Origin of the sequence: Chitinophaga pinensis DSM 2588, from assembly GCF_000024005.1 — a bacterium.
Classification (GTDB): domain Bacteria; phylum Bacteroidota; class Bacteroidia; order Chitinophagales; family Chitinophagaceae; genus Chitinophaga; species Chitinophaga pinensis.
The window spans coordinates 7,124,793-7,147,177 of sequence record NC_013132.1 but is presented as its reverse complement, the minus strand read 5'-3'; the positions used below and the strand labels follow the sequence as shown (position 1 = coordinate 7,147,177).

The window sequence follows — 22,385 nt, the reverse complement described above, 5'->3', positions numbered from 1 at the left end:
ATTCTTAAATAATATTCTCATGGTCTTATTGTGTAAAGCTAAATCTTAATCTTTAATTCCTAATTCCTCAATGTAAATGGAGCTGCAAAGATACCACAAACCATCCCTCTTTTTTACTGATCAGCAGCTGATAATTGTCTTTATACAACAGGTTGAGTCTGCGTTTGACGTTTGTCAGTCCGATGCCGGAGGTCTTATCCTTGATCTCTGTGTACTCAGGATTGTACTTATTCATGACGGAGAACTGGAGTAAGCCTTGTCTGGCGCGGAGCTCGATATCGATGCGGGCATCGGGAATGAGTCCGGTACCGTGTTTAAAGGCATTTTCCACGAAGGGGATCAGCAGCATGGGTTCTATTTCGTAGCCGTGCTCGGGCAGCTGCATGGACACATTGACCTGTACTTTGGCGCCAAAACGCTGTTGCTGCAGGTCGATATAGCTTTGCAGATAGTCTGTTTCCTTATCCAGCGCCACGGTATCTTCATCGGCCTCATACAGCATATAACGCATGAGGGACGATAATTTAATCAGGGAAGGTTCCAGCTGATCTGACTGTTTTCTGGCCAGCGCCACCATGTTGTTCAATACATTGAACATAAAATGGGGGCTTACCTGAGAACGCAGCAGAGAAAGCTCTGTTTTCAGATTTTCATTCTCTTTGTCACTGGCCAGTTTATCCGCATTCATCTTGTCCCGGATCATCCGCCAGGCGGTACTACAGGCCAGTATGAATAACACCGTAAAGAAGGTGAAGAGGATGGTCGGCTTCAGTTCTGCCTGTTTATGTGTAATAAACGACTGTACAAAGAGGTAGCGCAGGTAGATCAGTGCTGCAAAAAGGACCAGCAATACGCCGCCGAATTGCAGGTATTTCTTACGATAGATTAGTTTCGGTATCAGAATATTTGAATTCAGATAGAAAAAGAGCGTAAGCAGGATGGCATTGATGATGAAATGGATATGCCAGTAGCGCTCATCAGGATCGGGTCCTCTGTGCTGATCAGGAGAAGGACGCAAAAGATAAGGCAATGAAAAGAGCGTGATCCAGGCTACGGCGTGCAGGAATACCTGTGCCCATTTCCTGGAATACCAAGCCTGTCTGGTATCGTTAACAAGTGTAGTCATTCCGGTGTGTGACATTAAACAACCTCAAAAGAACCAAAAAAATCCATCATTAAGGGAAATATTGAGATGAATGCCGGTTTTTTGGCGGCAAACTTGTACTTTTCTTTTATATTGCTGTTTATTAGCGAATTAGAAAGCATATCATATCCTGAACCCCGGAGAAACTATTATTAACCGGCTATACCCGCAGCCGGTGTGTCAATATAACAAGTATTGATAAAAATCGATTCTGCAAGCAAAGCAGGCATGGGAATAACGGTGTGGAACATGCTAAGTCCGCAGATTGTTGAAAAAAATGCCCAGTCAACATATAATCTGACGGTACCCGCTATAAATTACGGGAAAGTATATTTCGATTTTTTTTTATTTAATTTGACCAATAATGCAATAACGGACATGTGGTTCGGGATAGTAACCGACACGGAATAAAGCGTATGTTTTACTGTTTTAAGGGATACTGGCATAAGGATTGGGCGTTAAACATTACGAAACACTATTCCGAATATCAGTAACAGTAGACACCGCGGTTACGAATGCTATGGCGTAAGCCTTTAAATCAAAAACCAGGTCCGGACGTAGGAGCAATTTTGTAGTCAGGCGCGTATAAAGAAGGAAGAGGAGCTCTACGTTTATTTTAATAACCGCGATACACCTTACAGCAGATGAGTAAAGTAAAGAATGTTTGCATTGTCGATGATGATGAATTATTCCAGTTTGTAATGCGGCAGCACTTTGAGCGGCTGGATCTTGTAGAACGCGTTCATAAGTTTACAGACGGCGAACAGGCGCTTCATCACATCAAGTCTCACCTTGACAATCCGGATGAACTGCCGGACCTGATCCTCCTGGACGTTAACATGCCTTATATGGATGGCTGGCAGTTTATGACCGAATTCGTACGACTACAACTACCTACGGAAAAACATATCCGGGTATATATCCTTACCAGTTCAACACATGAAAGTGATCTGCAGAAAGCCAGGGAGTTCCCAACCTTATCCGGTTACCTGGTGAAACCTATCGGAAAGAATATGATCCGCGAAATCCTTGTCGGCGCAGAACAACACTAAGTCTTTTCCTGTATCAGTATCAGTATATGGTCTGATGACCGTCATCTGCCTGCTTATGCAGAAGGCAGACCTTTGTCGTACAAGCACTGATTTATGAAAATAGAACAGCTTTACACAGGTTGCCTGGCGCATGGCGCCTACTATATTGAAAGTAATGGCGCCGCCGCTATTGTTGATCCGCTACGCGATGTAGCGGCTTATATCAGCAGGGCACAACAGGATGACGCCGTGATCAGATATGTACTGGAAACCCACTTTCACGCTGATTTTGTGTCCGGACACCTGGATCTGGCGGCAGCTACGGGCGCCAATATTGTCTATGGTCCGGGTGCAACGCCTGCCTTTCCGGCCTATATCGCAACAGACGGCGAAATACTCACACTGGGAGATATAAAGATCAAAGTATTACATACGCCAGGGCATACTATGGAAAGCAGCTGTTTCCTGCTGATCGATGAAGCAGGGAAGGAGACGGCGCTTTTTTCAGGAGATACCCTGTTTATCGGGGATGTGGGCCGGCCCGATCTGGCGCAGCAGGCTTCCGGTAAAACCCGGGACGAGCTGGCGGGTATCCTGTTTGATTCCCTGCGCAACAAGATTATGCCTTTGCCTCCGGAGATTACAGTGTATCCTGCTCATGGCGCAGGTAGTGCGTGCGGAAAACTGATCAGCGGTCAGCGGACGGATACCCTCGGCGGACAATTACGTACCAATTATGCCCTGCGCGCTGATATGAGCAGGGAGGAATTTATAACAGCCGTTACGGACGGACTTACACCACCACCAGCTTATTTTCCTTTAAATGTACAGATGAATAAACAGGGCTATGAAAATGTAGACAATGTGATCACACGTGGTACCCGGCCCTTGTCACCCGAAGCATTTGAAGCCCTGGCAAATGAAACAGGGGCGATCCTGCTCGATACCCGGGGACCGGAACTATTCGTAGACGGTTTTATACCCGGTGCTGTGAATATCGGTCTGGATGGTAATTTTGCGCCCTGGGCAGGTACCCTGATCCCCGGACAACAACCGATTCTGTTCATTGCCGATCCGGGAAGGGAACAGGAGGTAGTGACGCGGCTGGCCCGTATTGGTTTTGATAATACCCTGGGCTATCTGAAAGGTGGTTTTGAAGCCTGGCGGGCTGCCGGACGTACGGTGGACGATATCGTGACGATAACACCGGCGGAATTGGCCGAACGGTTGTCCTGGATACCGGTGCAGTTACTCGATGTACGCAGAAGAAATGAATTCAGCGGCGAACATATTGCCGGCGCGGTCAATATACCACTGGAGTATATCAATGATCATATTGGTCAGCTGGATAAGCAGCAGTTGTATTACGTACATTGTGCCGGTGGCTATCGTTCCGTGATCTTTATTTCTATCATGCGTATGCGGGGTTATCACAATTTTGTGGACATAAAAGGAGGAATGAAGGCATTAAAAGAAAGCGGCCTTTTTCAGCTGAGCGATTACTTTACGCCTTCTTCTACTTTATAGGATGGGCTGGCATGTGTCTTGTTTAATCATCAGTATTAAATCTACAACACATGAAAACATTTGGTCTCATTCTTATCGTAGCTGGTATCGCAATGATTGTCGTTCGCGGCTTCTCTGTAAAAACACAAAAGAAAGTAGTGGATCTTGGTCCGGTAGAGGTAAATAAAACCGAAAATCGCTGGATCGGATGGCCTACCTATGCAGGCGGTATCATTGCTGCTGTAGGACTGGTACTGGTATTGAGCGACAGGAAAAAATAAGGTCAAATAAGCAGGCGAATGGTTATTTTTGAAAAAAAAGTTTCGTATGCCTGAATTAATGAACGATAAGCTACAGGTAGTTGTTGCAGAGAAAGGAGCCGAATTACAGAGCATCGTCCGTAAGGACCTTCAGCAGGAGTATCTGTGGCATGCAGGACCAGAATGGGCTAAAAAAAGCCCCGTATTATTCCCGATAGTGGGAACATTGAAGAACAATACTTACACATATAAAGGGAAAAGCTACACGCTGGGCCGCCACGGTTTTGCCCGTGATAAGGTCTTTACCCTGACAGAACAGGCGGCGGATAAGCTGGTGTTCACCCTGACGGAGTCGGAAGATTCTTTGCAGGTATATCCTTTTCATTTTCGTTTCCAGGTAGTGTATACCATACATGACACTTCCCTGCAGGTCTCTTATATCGTAGAGAATACCGGTAAGGAGACCATGTATTTTTCTGTAGGTGCACACCCTGCATTTAAGGTGCCGCTGACAGAAGAGACGACTTATGAAGATTATTACTTGCATTTTAATGAAGAGGAGAATGATGGCGTATGGCCATTGTCAGCCGACGGACTGATAGAACTGACACCGGAACCATTCCTGGTAAAGACGCATAAACTGGCACTGAAGCACCACCTGTTTTATAAAGACGCACTGGTATTCAAGACCCTGGCTTCTACCGTAATGGAACTGAAAAGTGACAAGTCGCCACGTGGCCTGAAAATGCAATATGAAGGATTCCCTTATATGGGTATCTGGGCGGCAAAAGACGCCAACTTTGTCTGTATTGAGCCTTGGAATGGTATTGCTGACAGCGTAAATGCGACGGGTGATATTACCGGCAAAGAAGGTATTCATATACTGGATGCAGGCAAACGTTTCGAAAGAAGCTGGGCGGTCACACTGTTTTAAGCAGTGGTAATATATTAAAGACGGGGTACTGGTATTAACTGGTATCCCGTTTTTTATTCTTCTTCTGACTGTTCTTTTTTACGCTGATAATAGCGTTTGGATTTATCGGCAGTACCACAGCTACTAGGGCTGCACCAGCGTTTTTTATTGTTTTTCGTCTGATCAAGAAAGATCCATCCACAGGTCTCACATTCTTTGATACGTGTATGCTCTTCCGTAGTGAGTACGTCGTAGGCCGATTTCATCACCGTCCATAAGGGTGTAAGGAGGTCGGCATATTCCTGTTTCAGGATGGCACGTATACCTGTAGGGGAGGACTCAAACTGAAGTTTAGATAGTCCGCTACTCAGTGCTTTATTGAATTTCTCCAATACACCGGCAGTCAGTGTGCTGCCATCATTTTCCGCGATACCGGAAAAGAACTGATACAGCGTTTCTCTTGTTTTCTTCAGTTTCTGCAGGGCGAGGCCGGCAGCCGTTTCATCCTTCGCAGCTTCCTGTAAGAGGGCGCTGCGTTGTGCTTCATCAAGGATGTCCACCTTTTTACACCATTCGATGACTTCCTGATAGCTGCCCAGGTATTCATGCAGGTTGATGCCTCTCCATGCATTTACCGTATTGATAAAATGGAAACAGAGGGCGCCGCCATCCAGGGATAATGTTGCTATTGATCTTTCCTTACTCATTTACGTACTCAAAAATACGATTTTTGATATTATCACTATCAAAAATTAGTTTGCTGGTAATAAAAAATTACTATTTTTATACCAGTAAATACGATTTAACAGGTAAAAACGGAGACATGAATGCTGAACGGAATGCGCCGCAGTGGTTGATCATACTGGCTTTTATGGCGGTGTATATCGTCTGGGGTACGACGTACCTGGCCGTGATCTATGGATTGCGGGGTTTCCCTCCGTTTATGCTGTCCGGACTCCGTTACCTGCTGGCGGCTATTTTGTTGCTGGGATGGTGTGGTATCAGGAGGGTAGCCTGGCCGGGATGGTCAGTGGTAAAGGTGTGTGTAGTCAGCGGTATCCTGATGCTGGTAGGTGGTAGTGGTATTGTGGCCTGGTCAGAGCAGTATATTACTTCCGGACAGGCAGCTATTATGATTGCTACAGAGCCGTTTGTGTTTCTGCTGGCAGACAGGAAGCGTTGGCGGGAATACTTTGGGAACGTATTTATCATTACGGGACTGCTGGTCGGCTTTGCGGGCATTATCCTGTTTTTCGGAGGAGGAGAGGCTGCTGCACAACAGGACGCTGATAATGTGATGCAATGGGTTGGATACGGGGCGATCCTGGTGGGAACGGTGTTCTGGGTAGCCGGCGCCTTACATGCAGAGGGAAAACTGGATAAGCGCACACCTAATATACTAAGCAGTGCCATTCAGTTACTGGCGGCAGCTATTGCCAGTGGCTTACTGAGCGGTATGACGGGAGAGTGGTCCCGTTTCAGGATAGAACAGGTACCGGCTGCCGCATGGGCCGGATTATTATATCTCGTTTTCTTCGGCTCCCTGATAGCCTATATGGCATTTACCTGGCTCATAACAGTGCGTCCGCCGGCATTGGTCAGCACCCATACCTACGTTAATCCCGTAGTGGCGGTGCTGATGGGCTGGGCTTTTGTAAATGAGCAACTTAGCTGGATGCAGTTATTGGGTATGTTTGTCATACTGGTGGGCGTATTGTTAACTAATTTCCCCAACTACAAACTATCTTTTAACAGGCAACGTGCCTGAACATTTTTTAAATACCTTTGCCCGTAGTTTATTAAAAAAGGAAGTAAACGCAGCAAAACTTTAGGAAAATGAATTTTAACCTGGACAAAATTCCTGAACGTACGAAACAACCTCGTTCATTTGGTATTACAATGGTGACTGACAAGGGGCTGAGCCTGCAGGATACAAAAGACTTCCTGTCTGTATCTTCAGCACACGTAGATATGGTGAAGCTGGCTTTCGGTACGGCTTATGTAACGCCTAACCTGGATGAAAAGATCAAAGTATATCAATCATATAATATCCCTGTTTATTTTGGTGGTCTGCTGTTGGAGGCTTTCATTATCCGTAATCAGTTCGATGATTATATCGATGTGGTAAAAAAGTACGGCATCAATTACTTTGAAGTATCTGACGGTTCTCTTTCCATCCCACATGCAGAGAAATGCGGGTATATCGAGAAACTGGCAAAATTAGGCACTGTACTGAGCGAAATCGGTTCAAAAGATAAAGACCGAGAGCATATCACGCCGCCTTATAAATGGATAGAACTGATCAAAGCGGAGCTTTCTGCCGGTTCTGAGTATATCATTGCAGAAGCAAGAGAAACGGGTACGGTAGGTCTGTACCGTGATTCCGGTGAGGTAAGGGAAGGGCTGGTACAGGAAATCCTGACGCAGGTATCCGGAGAGAAGATTATCTGGGAAGCGCCCAGAAAGGACCAGCAGCTGTATTTCCTGGACCTGATGGGTTGTAATGCCAACCTGGGTAATATCGCTTATAATGAGGTGATTTCACTGGAAGCGATGCGCGTAGGTTTACGTGGCGATAGTTTCCATTTTTACCTGGACGGAACAAAATAATGTGGAAGTGGTAGCATAGGACCAGATTCCCGCACAGAAAGTCACAAGTTGGCTATATCAAGAAGTAATCATCTCTCGATGAATAAAAGAAGCCTTCCGGAGGTAACATTCCGGAAGGCTTCTTCTTATTTTATAACATCAATGTCTTTCCTGTACGTAGTAAGTAACCCCGGGCGGAAACACATTGATATTGCGATATGGGGGGGGATATTACCGTGCATTGATCGGCAGATCCGATGTTTATCGCAGGATGTTTTCAATTTCCTGTAATTCTGCTGCGTCAAACTGCACCTTGTGTAATGCACCCAGGTTATTATCCAGTTGTTCTACAGAGCTGGCCCCTATCAGTACAGTGGTCACACGTTTGTCTTTCAGTATCCATGCCAGTGCCATTTGTGCCAGCGTCTGACCTCTTTGCAGTGCGATGGCATTCAGCCGCTGGATCTTATCCAGTTTCTCTGGGGTGATATGATCCGCTTTCAGGAATCCGCTTGGCTTGCTGGCCCTTGACCCTTCAGGAATACCTTTCAGGTAACGATCAGTCAGTAAACCCTGTGCCAGGGGAGAGAATGGAATACAACCTACGCCATTCGCTTCCAGTACATCGAGCAGACCACCTTCTACCCATCTTTCAAACATAGAGTATTTCGGCTGATGGATCAGGCAGGGAGTGCCTAATGATTGTAATACGGCCAGTGCAGCTTTTGTCTGTTCTGCAGTATAGTTGGACAGACCGACATATAAAGCCTTACCCTGACGAACGGCAGTATCCAGAGCGCCCATGGTTTCTTCTATCGGCGTTTCCGGATCGGGACGGTGAGAGTAGAAGATGTCGACATAGCCGAGTTTCATACGACGCAGACTCTGATCGAGGCTGGACAGCACATATTTACGGGACCCCCAGTCTCCGTACGGACCAGGCCACATATGATAACCGGCCTTCGTAGAGATGACCAGTTCATCGCGCAGGTTGCCTGTAAAGTCTTTCTGTAAGATCGCGCCGAAATTCTCTTCTGCAGATCCGGGTACCGGACCATAGTTGTTGGCCAGGTCGAAATGGGTAATCCCTTTATCGAAGGCACGACGTACGATAGCACGGCCATTTTCAAAGTTATCGATAGACCCGAAGTTATGCCAGAGACCCAGTGAAACCGCCGGGAGGCGGATACCGCTTTTACCGCAACGGTTGTATATCATCGTATCATAGCGTTCACTTGCAGGAACATAAGCACTCATAATGTGGTTTTTTTTGGACGTACAAGATAGTGCTATTTGTAAGAAAAACAGCAATGGCGGGAATAGCGGTAATAAATGGCAGGGCAACTATTAAAAAAGAGCGTAAGGAGGGGTATCCGGGGAGAAAAAGTGGGGGAATCAGGAGGAGGAGGTGTCCTGGTATTAGTCGGACTATACTTATCCTACGCTAATGCTGCGTAAAGAACGGCGCACTAAGGCAGGATAACTATAGTCTGACTATATATAGAAAAGAAAGCGCTACAAAAATAACATGATTGGCTGTCAACAGACTTCAGTTGAGCTGTCTTTTAATCCTGCGAAATGCCGGGTGCCTGATAAGTACTTAAACACTCTGGAAATAACTGTTCATATATTCACTGGGGGATCGCTGGGTGACAGACTTAAATACCCGGTTAAAATTGGTGATACTGTTAAATCCGCAGGTATACGCCACGGTAGCAATATTATCATAACTGCCATCCGTCAGTTTTTTACAGGCTTCATTGATTCTTACTTCATTCAGGAAGGAAACGAAGGTATGCAGCGTATGCTTTTTGAAGAAGCGGCAGAATGCCTGCGGCGTCATACATGCCTGTTTGGCGGCGTCTTCCAGGGTGATGGGTTTATCATAATGATGCATGATATAATTGTAGATATTCCCGATACGGATCCCTTCATGTTCGCTGACAGGCTGTGCACGCTGGCCGGAGGCCAGTGGTGTAATATCCGGGCAACCGGATAACTGTTTCAGCAGTTCGACAAACTGCAATAATTGTTCGGTTCCGGAGCTGTTGGTGATCTTCAGCATACGGCTGGAGATCTCCGTGGCATGTTCGGGAGGTACTTTAAAGCCTGACTGGTGTTGCTGGATAAAGTTCTTCAGAACTTTGATTTCCGGCAGATTGAAGAAGCCTGCCAGTTCGCCGTCCGGATTAAAGAATATTACCAGCGCCACTATTTTTTTCCGGCTCTTGGGTTGAAAATAAGATGCCTCGCTTTTGAAAATATGCGGTTGATTAGCCCCCAGCCAATAAATCTCACTGGGCCGGAACGGATGCATATTATTGTCGGCCACCAGGGTACCTTCACCCTGCTGTATCCAGGTGAGCTGGATCTCCTGGTGTCTGTGCAGATGGGGATAGAAGTAAGGCAGTACGTCTTTCTGTACAATAATGGATTTGTCCAGCGGAACAGGTATGGTAAACTGTAACACTTTCATCTGGTAGCAATTTTAATAGTAAGCGCAAGTTGGCTTGCAGGAATGTATTTACAGGTCTTGAATCTTTCTTGCGTAGTAATTACGCGTTATACTGGTTGATACTTCTGACACTAATGAGTGTGAATTTTACAATTATTCACTGTGTACCAATATTACAGATTTTAACCCGGATTTTGTGAAAAAATATAAGATCAGGTCAAAAAAAGGTTAAGTGCCGGTATATATGCCCCAGGCCCTATGAAAACAGGTTAATATCAGGTAATAATTGATTACTATCAGATAGGCGCTCTTTCTCTCTTTCTGATACTTTTGAACAAAAAATTGTTCTTCTATGGCTATTGAATGGAAAGGAATATTTCCCGCATTTACCACAAAGTTTACAGCCGCTGATGAACTGGACCTGCCGCTGTTCGGTAAGAACCTGCAAGCCCAGATCGCTGCCGGTATTGATGGGGTTATCTTGGGCGGTTCACTGGGTGAGGCCAGTGTCATTACTACTGCAGAAAAAGAAACACTGACGAAGTATGCAGTAGAACAGGTAGCGGGGAAGATCCCGGTTGTCATGAATATTGCAGAAGGTGCTACTGCGGAAGCGATCAGACAGGCAAAGCTGGCAGCTGCCTGGGGGGCTAAAGGTTTAATGCTGTTGCCACCGATGCGTTATAAAAGCGATGAACGCGAAACAGCGGAATACTTTAAGGCAGTCGCTGCTTCCACAGAACTGCCCATTATGATCTATAACAATCCTGTTGATTATAAAGTGGAAGTAACACTGGCCATTTTTGATCAGTTGCAGGCGTATAGTAATATACAGGCAGTAAAAGAATCTACCCGTGATGTATCCAACGTGACTCGTATGATCAGTCGTTTCGGTGATCGTTTTAGTCTGCTGTGCGGAGTAGATACACTGGCGATGGAAGAAATGATATTGGGCGCGAATGGTTGGGTCGGCGGACTGGTATGTGCGTTCCCGGCGGAAACCGTGGCTATCTATAAACTGACGAAAGCAGGTCGTATTGCAGAAGCACTGGCTATTTACCGCTGGTTCCTGCCCCTACTGGAACTGGACCTGCATCCTAAACTGGTACAGTATATCAAACTGGCAGAACAGCAGGCAGGATTGGGTAGTGAACTCGTAAGAGCGCCCCGCCTGGCACTGGTAGGAGAAGAGAGAACAAGGATCCTGAAGGTGATCGACTCCGCTATTGCTACAAGACCGGTATTACCTGATTATCTTTCACTTTAACGAGCTATCCATGCAGACAGATGAAATCATGCAGCGCGCAGCGGCTGCTTTTGAGGAGTACAGGTATACGACGGCTGTTGCCAGGGCTGCGTTCCTTGAAGCGATAGCGGCAGCTATTGAAGCACAAAGGGAACCATTGGTTGCAGCGGCACATGCAGAATCCAATCTACCGCTTCCCCGGTTAAATGGAGAGCTCACGCGTACCACTTCGCAGTTACAGCTTTTTGCCACGCTGATCAAAGAAGGTAGCTGGGTAGAAGCAGTGATCGATACGGCAAAACCGGAGGCTACACCGGCTAAGCCGGATATCCGTAGAATGCTGTTGCCTGTTGGTCCGGTAGTGGTCTTTGGCGCGAGTAATTTCCCATTTGCTTTTTCTACCGCAGGTGGAGATACGGCCAGCGCGTTAGCGGCCGGCGCTACTGTTGTAATCAAGGGACATCCTGCGCATCCGCGTACCTCCCAGTTAGCGTTTGAAGCCATGCAAGCCGCAATTAAAGAAAGCGGTATGCCGGTATATACCGTACAACATGTGACGGGAGACGGGAACGCCATCGGGAAAGAATTGGTCATGCATCCGCTGGCGACAGGCGTCGGTTTTACCGGTTCTTTCCAGGGAGGAAAAGCTTTACTGGATTATGCGGCACAGCGGGAAGTACCGATCCCTGTATTTGCAGAAATGAGCAGCATCAATCCTGTGGTGTTTTATCCGGATGCACTGGCTACACAATCGGCGCAACTGGCGCAGACCTTCGCTACTTCCATTACACTGGGTATGGGGCAGTTCTGTACCAATCCTGGTATTCTGATCGGACTGAAGGGAGAAACGCTGGAATTATTTATACAGCAACTGGGAACGGCAATAGCAGCTGTCGCCCCGCAGAAGATGCTGCATAAAGGCATCTGCGAAGCATATGATAAAGGCCGTACCCGTATGCTGACAGAACCAGCCGTGACCCTCGTCAATGAATCAGCTGTTCCGGCAAGCATGGAAGCCTGGCCGGCATTGGCAAGAACGACGGCGAATGCTTTCCTGATTAATCCGGCTCTGAAAGAAGAGCTCTTCGGCCCTTATTCACTGATCGTTGAATGTACAGATAAAGCGGAGCTGATTGCGGTGCTGAAAAGTCTGCATGGACAACTGACGACTACCATCGTTGGTACACCGGCAGATACCGCACAATGGAAAGATGTTATCACCATACAATCGACCCTTGCGGGCCGTGTTATTCTCAATAACCCGCCTACCGGCGTGGAAGTATGTGCAGCAATGGTACACGGCGGACCGTTCCCCGCTACTACCGACCAGCGTTTTACTTCGGTGGGCACGAGTGCTATCCGCCGCTGGGTGAGACCTGTATGTTTTCAGAACTTCACAGATGATATGCTGCCGGATGCATTGAAGGCAGCCAATCCCCTGGGCATATGGCGCCAGGAGGACAATCAGTTTGTGCGATAAACCCAGTACCCTATGTCAGATCAACCAACATCTTTCCGGCGGTCCTTCGGACTGCTGGACGCTACGATGATTGTAGCCGGCTCTATGATCGGTTCAGGTATTTTCCTGGTAAGCGCCGATATTACCCGTAATGTAGGCTCCGCCGGCTGGCTGGTGTTGATATGGATTATTACCGGTCTGCTTACACTGACGGCAGCGCTGAGTTATGGAGAGTTAAGCGGCATGTTCCCACATGCCGGCGGACAGTATGTATACCTGAAGGAAGCGTTTAACCGGCTGACGGGCTTCCTGTTTGGCTGGAGTTTCTTTACGGTGATACAGGCAGGTTCTATTGCCGCAGTAGGAGTGGCATTTGCCAAGTTCTCGGCGTATATGTTTCCTGTATTGAGTGAGAAGCATATTGTGGCAGATCTGGGCTTTATGACCATATCTGCCGCACAGCTTACTTCCATTCTGCTGATCGTATTACTCACCTTCATCAATACACTTGGGGTAAAGGAAGGGAAGCTGATACAGACCGGTTTTACACTGGCGAAGATTGCCGCCCTGCTGGCATTGATCCTGTTCGGTTGTTTTGCGGCGAATAAGACGATCTGGGATGCCAACTGGCGAAGCGGATTCGTATTGCAGCAAATGAGTGCAACAGGTGGCATGACCCATCTGAGTGCTTATGCCGGTGCAGGGTTTGCCGCTTTGGGCGCTATAGCCGGTAGTATGGTGGGCAGTCTGTTCAGCAGTGATTCCTGGAATAATGTCACCTTTATTGCAGGTGAGATCAAACGACCGGAACGTAATATCGGGAGAAGTCTTTTCCTGGGTACATTGATCGTTACCGTGATTTATGTCGCCACCAACCTGGTTTATCTTGGGGTATTACCTCTCCGGGAGATCGCATTCGCAGAAAACGAAAGGGTAGGTGTAGCTGCGGCTGTAAAGATCTTTGGGGCAAGGGGGACGTATATCATTGCCGGACTGCTGATGGTGTCTACTTTTGGCTGTAATAACGGACTGATACTGTCCGGAGCAAGGGTGTGTTATACGATGGCAAAGGATGGCGTTTTCTTTAAACAACTGGCTACGCTGAATAGAAATGCGGTACCAGGTAAAGCCTTATGGATCCAGTGTATCTGGGCTTCGCTGTTATGCCTCAGCGGCAAATACGGTCAGTTGCTGGACTATGTTATCTTCGTCGTACTGATTTTTTACATCCTCACCATCGTCGGTATCTTCCGCCTGCGCCGTAGAAGACCTGAGCTTCCAAGGCCATATAAAGCCTTTGGTTACCCTGTATTGCCATTAATGTATATTATATCGGCCAGCATCATTTGCGTGGCGCTATTGGTCTATAAACCGCTTTATACATGGCCCGGGCTATGCATTGTATTACTGGGTATACCGGTATACTATGCGGTATGGAAAAAAAAGGATTAGCTATTGCTGACCGGAAAACGGTTCTATTGACATTTCGGTTACGCCGTGCAGGTGTACGTCATTGGTTTCTTCGAATACTTTACCGTCTTCATAGGCAACCGCCACAAATACGGAGAGTTTTTGTCTGGCGGGCCCTTTGAAGGTGCCTTTCACCGGACTGCAATCATTGAAATGCCTTCCGACAGATAACTTCACATGCTTATTGGTTACCCAGATATTGTTGGTCGGGTCGATACCTGCCCAGCCGTATCCGGGTATCCATGCTTCCACCCAGGCGTGTGTGGCGCCTTCTCCGCGCATACCATCCTTATTCGGACAGATATACCCGCTGATATAACGGCAGGGAATGCCGCAGGAACGGAGTATGTGCAGCATCAGGTGTGCAAAGTCCTGACATACGCCTGCCCGGTGTTGCAGGATTTCGTCTACGGTTGTTTCGATATTGGTAATACCTTTCAGGTATTTGAAGTTTTTGAAGATGTATTCGCTGCAATGTTCTGTCACAGCGGCTACGCTTTTCTCCGGCTGACGGATCACTGTGAGGATATTGTCTATAGCGCTCTGATTAGTGATCATATCCGGACGGGCCAGTTCCAGCAGAAGGAGGCTGTCGGCCATTTCCTGTTGCAGCTGTGCGAAACCTGAATGGAAATTGATCTGTAACTGGGAAGAAGCGGTGGTGCGTACCAGCAGTTTACTTTCAATGCTCAGCACTTTATGTGGCTGCAGCAGATTAAAGTTGCCCACCTTATTACCAAAGTAGTCTGTGAAGGTATGGATCTCCGGCTGACCGGTAATCAGCAGTTCATGCTGCAGGATCTCCTGGTCGTGACATTGAAAGGGAAAGATCCTGATTTCATTGACGCTTTCTTTGACCGGTCTGTCGTACTCGTACCTGGTAACATGATGTATTCTGAAAATGGCCATATGCTGATTTATGCGTAGGAGAAAAATTTTTGCGTCAGAAGGTTGGTGAAATGAAGGAGATCATGCCGTAAGGTTTCCAGGAATGGCTGGAGGCTCTTGTTGGTCAGATCATCAATTTCCATGTGTTTCACTTTGCTGTGCAGGCGTCCGAAATTACGGATCAGGGCTGCATTCTCTTCAGAAATATGACCTTTGGTCACATCCTGCAAATGACGGTCAATTCTGCCCAGCGAATATATAACGGAATGCGCAAAATCTTCATTAAATAATACCTGGTGTAATACATCATGTGTATACTGATAGGAGCGGTAGGTTTTGAGGTGCAGTTCATATCCGGATAGTGACATCAGCAGGTGCCGCCATTGCATAATATCCTTGGTATCGTCTACCCGGTAATGGTTCAGGGCGTATTGTTTGTCAGTCAGTACGATTGTTTCTGTACAGCGTTCAATGTATTTACCCAGGTTCATAAAGCCCCAGCCTGTTCCCCTCGCCATCGTGATATCCGTGATACCGGTATAAAGCACAGAATGCCGGGTGAAGAGATCGAGTATGTCAGCAGCTTCATAATTGGAAAGGCGGCTGTCCAGTGAAGGCTGATTGATCAGGTGATAGAATGAATTGACTTCCTCCCATACTTCTTTCGTGATATAATCCTGTATACCACGCGCATTTTCCCTGGCTTTGCCGATGATGGCTTTCAGGGAATTGCTGTTGGCCGGGTCCGTCAGTAGTTTCTTCAGGGCAGCACCGCTGTTGTGGGAAATCTGGTTGATTTCTTCTGCGTTGGTGCTGGTGAATGTTTCCAGGACCGGTCTCCAGGTGAGGGGACCGTTCACGTCTTTATCCAGCGAGAGGAGATTATGAGTAGCCGTAACGCGTAGTAAGCTTTCGGCCCGCTCCATATAACGGGCGAGCCAGAACAATGAATCAGCAATCCTGCTTAGCATGTATATGAGTTCGTTTTAAAGGTCAATCTATAATCCAGGTATCCTTACTGCCTCCGCCCTGGGAGGAGTTAACGATCAGGGAGTCTTTCCGCAGGGCGACACGGGTGAGACCGCCGGGAACGATCTGTACGCCCTGCGGACCACAAAGCGCATAAGGGCGCAGGTCCACATGCCGGGCCTGGAAGGTACCGTCTATAAAACAGGGTACGGTAGACAGTCTGATGATAGGCTGCGCGATAAAGCTACGCGGATCAGCTTCGATTGCCGCTTTGGCTTTCAGCCATTCTTCCGGCGATACATTATTGCCCATGACCATCCCATATCCACCGGACTGATTGGTGCGTTTGATCACCATGTTGGTATAATTTTCAAACACATAGTGTCTGGCGTCCGGATTACTCATTTCGTAAGTCGGCACATTGGGCAGGATAGGTTCCTCATTGAGGTAGTACCGGATCATAGCGGGTACGTAAGCATATACGGCTTTATCATCAGCGACCCCGTTGCCGATGGCATTGACAATAGCGACATTGCCCATCCGGTAGGCGCTCATTAAGCCGGGAATACCCAGGGCGCTATCCGGCCGGAACATGAGCGGATCCAGGAATTCATCATCTATTCTGCGGTAGATGACGTGGACCTGTTCCAGACCATCGGTGGTCTTCATGTACACTTTATGGTTATTGACCAGCAGATCCCTGCCTTCTACCAGGGTAATACCCATCTGTCTGGCCAGGAAGGTATGCTCGTAATAGGCGGAGTTATAAATGCCGGGTGTCAGCAATACGACCCGCGGATTGGATATTTGTCCGGGCCCCATTTGCTGTAATATCTCATGCAACATGAGGGGGTAGTTACTGACCCTTCTGACATGGCTGGCGGCCAGCAGTTCGGGGAAGATTCGTTTGGTGACTTCCCTGTTCTCCAGCATATAGCTCACGCCGGAAGGCGTCCGCAGATTGTCTTCCAGTACATAAAAATGGCCATCCTCGCCCCGTATCAGGTCAATACCGGAGATATGGACATAAATATCATGCGGTACCCTGATACCGAATACTTCCCGGGTATAATGCGGACAGGAAGCGATCAGGGAAGCAGGTACGATTTTGTCTTTCAGGATCTGCTGTCCGTTGTAGATATCCTTGAGGAAGAGATTAAGGGCTTTGAGCCGCTGTTTGATACCGGCTTCGATATGTTCCCATTCTTTACCGGTGATGATGCGGGGAATGATGTCAAAGGGAAAAATGCGCTCGATACCGGCATCTTCACTGTACACGGTGAAGGTGATCCCCTGATTCATAAAGAGCTCATCGGCCAGTCTGTCTTTCCGTTGCAGATCGTTGATACTGAACTGCCGGAGGGTGGCAATGACCTTGTTGTATTGCTCCCGTATCTGCTGGCGGTCGCACATTTCATCCCAGGTGCCTGTGCCCTGATCATAGTGTTCTAATAAAGTGGGCAGACTCATTCCAGTGGATTTAATGGGTTAGAAAGAATAAGGGTGACAGCTACAATTTAACGTTTTAGAGGGATAAATGCCAGGGTTTGCTACAAAAAATTGTAGAAATAAGGAGTTTGATCCAATAAAATGTCAGTTTTATGGATAATAATAATCGTATTAGTTTTATTTTAATGTGTTTGGTCTGATGTACAGAAATCCCATTTGTACCCGGTGGCATAGATTGTTTTCAGGTAATTACCTGCGCCGCCTTCCTGTAGTTTCTTCTTGAGGTTTTTGATATGGGCGTAAATGACATTATGGTCATCCCGGAGCCCGGCAATATCGCCGGAAAGTTGTTCGGCCAGTTCCTGTTTGGAAAGCACCTTGTTTTTATTGCCGATGAAATAAATCAGGAGGTCAAATTCCTTGCGCGTAAGCAGTACCGGCAGCTCATTAATGTAGACGGTTTTTGCGAGCAGGTCGACAGTCAAAGCTCCCTGTCTGATAATATTGGAGTTATTGTATTTTCTTCTTCTGATCACTGAGAAGATCCTGGCGCCCAGTTCCGGCAGATAAAACGGTTTAGTAATGTAATCGTCAGCGCCGTTCTGTAAAGCGTGGATTTTATCTTCATACGATTGTCTCGCGGAGATAATAATAACGCCTTCCTGTTTGTCTCTCTTCTTGATTTCCTCCAGCAGCTTGCTTCCATCACCATCGGGCAGGTCCAGGTCCAGTAAAATGCAATCATAGTCATATACTGCGATCTTCGACTGTGCTCTTTTGTAAGTATTGGCATACTCACATATATAGTTTTCGGCTGATAAATAGGAGATCATCACCTGCGATAAAGACAACTCGCCATCAATGATCAGTATTTTCATACCACAATATTATTTCCGAATTCTAAATCAATTTTGAATTTGATGCCCCATTATGGACAAATAATGTCATTATCTACCTGCTGTAGCTTTAGAATAAAATGTTATGTGATGCTGTATTGTCGTATGGTAAAGGCTTTGATTGAATCTGTATAAATTCTGAATATATTTTTTCTTTTGGCGGACTATTCAAAATCATAGTGCTGTTTTTTTCCGGATGCGTCTCGGCAGAGCGGTGTATACATTTTTTCTTTGCAAAAAATTCTACCACCTAGTGAAACATATATACCTGATTCTGATCTTAGCTTTATGTCATCTCGCTGCCTTTGCACAAAATGGCAATATTAAAGGAAAAATAACTTCTGCAGATGGCCATCCGGCCGCATTTGTCACCGTCGGACTGAAAGACACTAAAAAAGGTGCTGTTACCAGCGAAGACGGAGCGTTTATACTGAAGAACGTCCGACAGGGTGAACATGTACTGATCATCTCCTGCACAGGTATGAAAACAGTACAGCAACCTGTAAGTGTGACCGCCGACCAGACCACCGATATTTCCCTGGCACTGGAAGCGACTTCCGCCCAGCTGAATGAAATCGTAATAGAAGGCAGCAGAACACGTACGATCAACAAACGTCCTGTTACTGTAAGCAAGTTGCCGGTAGCGGCGATCGATCTGCCACAGGGTGTTGCGGTGATTGGTCATGAAGTGCTGGAAGATCAGCAGGTACAGCGTATGAGTGATGTGGTGAAAAGTGTGAACGGTGTTTATATGGCTTCCAGCAGGGCAGGTACCCAGGAGTCTTTTAATGCAAGAGGTTATGGATTCTCCAGCACCAATATGTTTAAAAACGGCGCTCGTGTGAATTCCGGTGTAATGCCGGAAATGAGTTCCCTGGAAAGAGTAGAGATCCTGAAAGGCAGTGCGGCCATCCTGTATGGTAACGTTGCACCAGGTGCGGTGATGAACATGGTGACCAAACAGCCAAAGTTTAACTTTGGTGGTGAAGTAAACGTTCGTGCCGGTAGCTACGGACTGTTCAAACCCGCTTTTGATGTATATGGTCCGCTGTCCTCTAAAATAGCTTACCGTGTTAACGGCACTTTTGAAACGACTGACAGCTATCGTGATAAAGTACATTCTAAACGTTATTATGTTAATCCGTCTTTACTCTTCAAATTAAGCGAACGTACAACACTGATCGTACAGGGCGATTACCTGAAACATGATTTCACTCCTGATTTTGGTATCGGTTCACTGGATAATACAAAGATCGCTGATGTACCACGTAACAGCTTCTATGGTACGTCATGGCAATATGCGCATACTCAGCAATCATCTGCCGGCGCTTCTATCAAGCATCAGCTGAACGACAACTGGACCCTCAATGGTATGTTTACTTACCAGCGTTATAGCAGGGACTATTATGCCATTGAAAGAATTCAGGCAGATGCAAATGGTAAATGGGCTCGTCCGCTGAACAGGGCATATAACTCCGAAGATTATTATATCGCACAGCTGGACCTGACCGGTAAATTCAAAACTGGAAGTCTGCAGCACAATGTACTCGCAGGCGTTGACGGCGACCGCTATTATACAAAAGCATTTTCTTACAATCAGCCAACTACTTACGATACGATCAATATCCTGAACCCGGACCTGTACACACCACGTACAGACATGCCGGATGCTTCCAGGATCAAGCGTGTTACTACCCCGATCAACCGTCTGGGTGTATATGTACAGGACCTGATCAAAATCAACAGTAAACTGAACTTCCTGGCAGGCGTACGTTTCTCTTATCTGCAGAATGAAGCGCCTGTCACCCTTGATCTTAAAACCAATGGGTCGACACAGACCAAGGCAAAATATGATCATTCATTCTCCCCGCGTTTCGGACTGGTATATAAACCGATCGAAAGCACCGCGGTATTTGTCAGCTACGCTAACTCCTTTACACCTAACAACGGTTTAGATGTTGACAGCAATGCGCTGAAACCATCTGTGATCGATCAGTATGAGGTGGGTATTAAAAACGACTTCCTGAAAGGTAAACTGTCTGTAAATGTGACTGCTTACCAGATCAGAAATAATAACTACGCACAGACGTCTCCTTTCCAGAAAGATGGTGTGACGCCAAACAATAACGCTAACCTGAAAGCGCTGATCGGTAAAACCCTCAGCCGTGGTGTGGAAGTGGATATCGCAGGCCATCCGATGGCGGGTCTGGATGTGATCGCAGGTTATAGCTACAACAATATCACTATCGAAAGCACCAGTGGTGTTGTAGGTGGTGCGGTGGAAGGCGAGCGCCTGGTAGGTAATCCGAATCATACTGCGAATGCCAGCGTGTTCTATACCTTGCAGCAGTCAGCATTGAAAGGTGTGAAATTTGGTGTAGGTTATTACTATATCGGACAACGTTTCGCGGGTTGGAACAATACTATCAATCAGTCGCAGAAATATAACCGTCTGATCTCCGTACCAGGATTCTCTACACTGGATCTGAGTGCCGGTTATTCTTTCAAACGTTTCGGTGTGATGGCAAAAGTATCCAACATCACGAATACTTATAACTACTACGTACACGAGAACTACAGCATTAATCCGATACCACCGACCCAGTTTGTCGGTACGGTATCTTATAAATTTTAATTGTTGCTATTCCCAAAGCAAGGATGACAGCCGGCGCATTGCAGCGCCGGCTGTTTCTGTTAAAATCCTGTCTGTCTTTCTTCCTGTCTGATCTGATTCTCATATGCTCAGTGTGTTGTGCCCAGTAGTCGCTCCATCTCTATCTTCGCAGCCTCAAAATCAAATACCGCTTCCAGGTACGCTGATCTCGCGCTTGTCAATGACAGTTCCGCATCTACCAGCTCAAGCCTTGTAGCGGCTCCTCTTTCGTAACGGTATTTCGTCAGCCGGTAACTGCTTTCAGCGGTACTGGTCACCGTAGCCTGTGTTTGTATACGCTGATAAGTCTCATTCAGATTGGCGACAATCTGTTTTACCTGACCTTGTAGTTTGTCTGTTGCATCAGTGTATTGAATACTGGCCTGCTGTTGTTCTATCTGTGCTTTTTTGATACGTTCATTATGTCTGCCACCTGTATAGATTGGCAGGGTGATTTTTGCGCCCACAAAAGAAGTGGAAGGATAGTAGGCGTCATAGTATTTAAAACTGTTGGCCTGTGTCTGCAAGAGGTATTGTCCTACACCTGTGATAACAGGTAGTCTGGCATTCTTTGCGGTGGCTACTTCCTTTTGACTGATATCCCGCTGTAATGAAAGTAACTGCAGTTCGGGTCTTTCCTGTAGGGAACGGGCAAACAGCGCAGGTTCGTCCGGCAGCGTATCATTTTCAGGGGCCTGCAATGTGTCAGCAAGACTGATGTGTGCAGCGGGATCTGCTCCCATCAGGATATTGAGTTGTTCCTTGCTGACGTCGATCGCGTAACTGATCCGTAAGAGATCCGGTTCCAGGTTCTTCCAGGAGGTATAGGCCCGGAGTGTGTCTACCAGTAAAGCCTTCCCCTGTAAGAAGAGGGATCTGGCATCCGCGAGTGCACGTTTGTTTCGTTCGATACTTTCCTGTTGTAACTGTTTCCTTTTTTCCAATACGAGTATGCGCAGATATACCTGTTTGACAGCAGCTGTAACGTCTGCCGCTTTCATACGGTATTGCAGGCGACGCTGTGTTTCTTCCAGTTTGTTCTTTTCGATGGTAGATCGCTGCAGCGGACTATATATCGGTACGCTGATATCCAGGGATGCATTTGCCTGGTCTTTACCACCAAAGCGGCCGTATCCGATCTTATCAGCAGGAGTTGTACCGGCGTCGCCAAAACCAAAGAAGAGGGGTTGCTGGAAATAATGATTCACAGCGGAAGAGAAACCTACTTCGGGCCTGAGATAACTTCTGGAAATGATGGTTTGCGACTGTGCACGGTCAATATTGAGCGCATCGGCTTTCAGACTGTTATTGTTCTTTTGCGCTTTGCTGATAACGCTGTCCAGACTGATATCCTGTGCTTTCAGCTGGCTGCCGCCTGCACTCAATAGATAGAGTGCAAGCGTACCAGTAAATATATATCCTTTTAAATGATGATACTGTTTCATGATCTGTTTATT

Annotated in this window: 19 protein-coding genes; 10 read left to right on the top strand and 9 right to left on the bottom strand. The window is 46.9% G+C overall.

What is annotated here, in order from left to right; all coding sequences use genetic code 11:
* Positions 1-67: 67 nt before the first annotated feature.
* On the bottom strand, positions 68-1,126 hold the full coding sequence (locus tag CPIN_RS27695; protein ID WP_012793190.1) for a sensor histidine kinase: 1,059 nt from the start codon (positions 1,124-1,126) through the stop codon (positions 68-70).
* A gap of 662 nt (positions 1,127-1,788) precedes the next feature.
* Between CPIN_RS27695 and CPIN_RS27685 the strand changes: the two genes are divergently transcribed.
* From CPIN_RS27685 to CPIN_RS27670, 4 genes are all read left to right on the top strand, one after another.
* Complete coding sequence (locus CPIN_RS27685; protein WP_012793189.1) at positions 1,789-2,196, top strand: response regulator; 408 nt, start codon at positions 1,789-1,791, stop codon at positions 2,194-2,196.
* A 93-nt stretch (positions 2,197-2,289) separates the two neighbouring features.
* Complete coding sequence (locus tag CPIN_RS27680) at positions 2,290-3,702, top strand: MBL fold metallo-hydrolase (protein ID WP_012793188.1); 1,413 nt, start codon at positions 2,290-2,292, stop codon at positions 3,700-3,702.
* 50 nt (positions 3,703-3,752) lie between these two features.
* On the top strand, positions 3,753-3,962 hold the full coding sequence (locus CPIN_RS27675) for a hypothetical protein (RefSeq protein WP_012793187.1): 210 nt from the start codon (positions 3,753-3,755) through the stop codon (positions 3,960-3,962).
* 46 nt (positions 3,963-4,008) lie between these two features.
* On the top strand, positions 4,009-4,875 hold the full coding sequence (locus CPIN_RS27670; protein ID WP_012793186.1) for an aldose 1-epimerase family protein: 867 nt from the start codon (positions 4,009-4,011) through the stop codon (positions 4,873-4,875).
* A 53-nt stretch (positions 4,876-4,928) separates the two neighbouring features.
* Here CPIN_RS27670 and CPIN_RS27665 read toward each other — a convergent pair whose 3' ends face one another.
* Positions 4,929-5,561 (bottom strand): CGNR zinc finger domain-containing protein, encoded by a 633-nt coding sequence (locus CPIN_RS27665; protein ID WP_012793185.1) that lies wholly within the window; start codon positions 5,559-5,561, stop codon positions 4,929-4,931.
* A gap of 116 nt (positions 5,562-5,677) precedes the next feature.
* Here CPIN_RS27665 and CPIN_RS27660 point away from each other — a divergent pair, with 116 nt between their 5' ends.
* Positions 5,678-6,622 (top strand): EamA family transporter, encoded by a 945-nt coding sequence (locus CPIN_RS27660; protein ID WP_012793184.1) that lies wholly within the window; start codon positions 5,678-5,680, stop codon positions 6,620-6,622.
* Positions 6,623-6,690: 68 nt separating this feature from the next.
* The gene (locus tag CPIN_RS27655) at positions 6,691-7,464 is read left to right on the top strand and encodes a phosphosulfolactate synthase (RefSeq protein WP_012793183.1); all 774 of its coding nucleotides are present in this window, start codon (positions 6,691-6,693) and stop codon (positions 7,462-7,464) included.
* Between the two features lie 240 nt (positions 7,465-7,704).
* Here the strand turns inward: CPIN_RS27655 and mgrA are convergent, their stop codons facing one another.
* Together mgrA and CPIN_RS27645 are read right to left on the bottom strand one after the other, a co-directional pair.
* The gene (gene mgrA, locus CPIN_RS27650; protein ID WP_012793182.1) at positions 7,705-8,700 is read right to left on the bottom strand and encodes an L-glyceraldehyde 3-phosphate reductase; all 996 of its coding nucleotides are present in this window, start codon (positions 8,698-8,700) and stop codon (positions 7,705-7,707) included.
* Between the two features lie 343 nt (positions 8,701-9,043).
* Complete coding sequence (locus tag CPIN_RS27645) at positions 9,044-9,919, bottom strand: AraC family transcriptional regulator (RefSeq protein ID WP_012793181.1); 876 nt, start codon at positions 9,917-9,919, stop codon at positions 9,044-9,046.
* Between the two features lie 331 nt (positions 9,920-10,250).
* Here CPIN_RS27645 and CPIN_RS27640 point away from each other — a divergent pair, with 331 nt between their 5' ends.
* The 3 genes from CPIN_RS27640 to CPIN_RS27630 are packed head-to-tail and all read left to right on the top strand — an operon-like array spanning position 10,251 to position 14,055.
* Positions 10,251-11,165, top strand: a complete 915-nt coding sequence (locus tag CPIN_RS27640; RefSeq protein ID WP_012793180.1) for a dihydrodipicolinate synthase family protein — start codon at positions 10,251-10,253, stop codon at positions 11,163-11,165.
* Positions 11,166-11,175: 10 nt separating this feature from the next.
* Positions 11,176-12,624, top strand: coding sequence for an aldehyde dehydrogenase (NADP(+)) (locus tag CPIN_RS27635; RefSeq protein WP_012793179.1), 1,449 nt, complete (start codon positions 11,176-11,178; stop codon positions 12,622-12,624).
* A gap of 12 nt (positions 12,625-12,636) precedes the next feature.
* Positions 12,637-14,055 carry an APC family permease gene (locus tag CPIN_RS27630; RefSeq protein ID WP_012793178.1) on the top strand — a complete coding sequence of 473 codons (1,419 nt, stop codon included), beginning with the start codon at positions 12,637-12,639 and terminating at the stop codon, positions 14,053-14,055.
* Here the strand turns inward: CPIN_RS27630 and CPIN_RS27625 are convergent, their stop codons facing one another.
* The 4 genes from CPIN_RS27625 to CPIN_RS27610 form a co-directional block, all read right to left on the bottom strand.
* On the bottom strand, positions 14,056-14,982 hold the full coding sequence (locus tag CPIN_RS27625; RefSeq protein ID WP_012793177.1) for a transglutaminase family protein: 927 nt from the start codon (positions 14,980-14,982) through the stop codon (positions 14,056-14,058). It lies immediately after the preceding gene.
* 8 nt (positions 14,983-14,990) lie between these two features.
* Positions 14,991-15,932, bottom strand: a complete 942-nt coding sequence (locus CPIN_RS27620) for an alpha-E domain-containing protein (protein ID WP_012793176.1) — start codon at positions 15,930-15,932, stop codon at positions 14,991-14,993.
* 22 nt (positions 15,933-15,954) lie between these two features.
* Complete coding sequence (locus tag CPIN_RS27615) at positions 15,955-17,400, bottom strand: circularly permuted type 2 ATP-grasp protein (RefSeq protein WP_012793175.1); 1,446 nt, start codon at positions 17,398-17,400, stop codon at positions 15,955-15,957.
* 161 nt (positions 17,401-17,561) lie between these two features.
* Entirely contained in the window at positions 17,562-18,257 is a 696-nt protein-coding gene (locus tag CPIN_RS27610) for a response regulator transcription factor (RefSeq protein ID WP_012793174.1), read from the bottom strand.
* Positions 18,258-18,528: 271 nt separating this feature from the next.
* Here CPIN_RS27610 and CPIN_RS27605 point away from each other — a divergent pair, with 271 nt between their 5' ends.
* Positions 18,529-20,910 carry a TonB-dependent siderophore receptor gene (locus CPIN_RS27605; protein ID WP_148230657.1) on the top strand — a complete coding sequence of 794 codons (2,382 nt, stop codon included), beginning with the start codon at positions 18,529-18,531 and terminating at the stop codon, positions 20,908-20,910.
* 107 nt (positions 20,911-21,017) lie between these two features.
* Here the strand turns inward: CPIN_RS27605 and CPIN_RS27600 are convergent, their stop codons facing one another.
* On the bottom strand, positions 21,018-22,373 hold the full coding sequence (locus CPIN_RS27600; RefSeq protein ID WP_012793172.1) for a TolC family protein: 1,356 nt from the start codon (positions 22,371-22,373) through the stop codon (positions 21,018-21,020).
* Positions 22,374-22,385: the final 12 nt, after the last annotated feature.

Coding starts and splice junctions, on each gene's coding strand:
- CPIN_RS27600 (WP_012793172.1), bottom strand. CDS start 22,373: ATGAAACAGTATCATCATTTAAAAGGATATATATTTACTGGTACGCTT.
- CPIN_RS27655 (WP_012793183.1), top strand. CDS start 6,691: ATGAATTTTAACCTGGACAAAATTCCTGAACGTACGAAACAACCTCGT.
- CPIN_RS27695 (WP_012793190.1), bottom strand. CDS start 1,126: ATGACTACACTTGTTAACGATACCAGACAGGCTTGGTATTCCAGGAAA.
- CPIN_RS27635 (WP_012793179.1), top strand. CDS start 11,176: ATGCAGACAGATGAAATCATGCAGCGCGCAGCGGCTGCTTTTGAGGAG.
- CPIN_RS27680 (WP_012793188.1), top strand. CDS start 2,290: ATGAAAATAGAACAGCTTTACACAGGTTGCCTGGCGCATGGCGCCTAC.
- CPIN_RS27685 (WP_012793189.1), top strand. CDS start 1,789: ATGAGTAAAGTAAAGAATGTTTGCATTGTCGATGATGATGAATTATTC.
- CPIN_RS27665 (WP_012793185.1), bottom strand. CDS start 5,561: ATGAGTAAGGAAAGATCAATAGCAACATTATCCCTGGATGGCGGCGCC.
- mgrA (WP_012793182.1), bottom strand. CDS start 8,700: ATGAGTGCTTATGTTCCTGCAAGTGAACGCTATGATACGATGATATAC.
- CPIN_RS27670 (WP_012793186.1), top strand. CDS start 4,009: ATGCCTGAATTAATGAACGATAAGCTACAGGTAGTTGTTGCAGAGAAA.
- CPIN_RS27625 (WP_012793177.1), bottom strand. CDS start 14,982: ATGGCCATTTTCAGAATACATCATGTTACCAGGTACGAGTACGACAGA.
- CPIN_RS27675 (WP_012793187.1), top strand. CDS start 3,753: ATGAAAACATTTGGTCTCATTCTTATCGTAGCTGGTATCGCAATGATT.
- CPIN_RS27645 (WP_012793181.1), bottom strand. CDS start 9,919: ATGAAAGTGTTACAGTTTACCATACCTGTTCCGCTGGACAAATCCATT.
- CPIN_RS27660 (WP_012793184.1), top strand. CDS start 5,678: ATGAATGCTGAACGGAATGCGCCGCAGTGGTTGATCATACTGGCTTTT.
- CPIN_RS27630 (WP_012793178.1), top strand. CDS start 12,637: ATGTCAGATCAACCAACATCTTTCCGGCGGTCCTTCGGACTGCTGGAC.
- CPIN_RS27620 (WP_012793176.1), bottom strand. CDS start 15,932: ATGCTAAGCAGGATTGCTGATTCATTGTTCTGGCTCGCCCGTTATATG.
- CPIN_RS27615 (WP_012793175.1), bottom strand. CDS start 17,400: ATGAGTCTGCCCACTTTATTAGAACACTATGATCAGGGCACAGGCACC.
- CPIN_RS27640 (WP_012793180.1), top strand. CDS start 10,251: ATGGCTATTGAATGGAAAGGAATATTTCCCGCATTTACCACAAAGTTT.
- CPIN_RS27610 (WP_012793174.1), bottom strand. CDS start 18,257: ATGAAAATACTGATCATTGATGGCGAGTTGTCTTTATCGCAGGTGATG.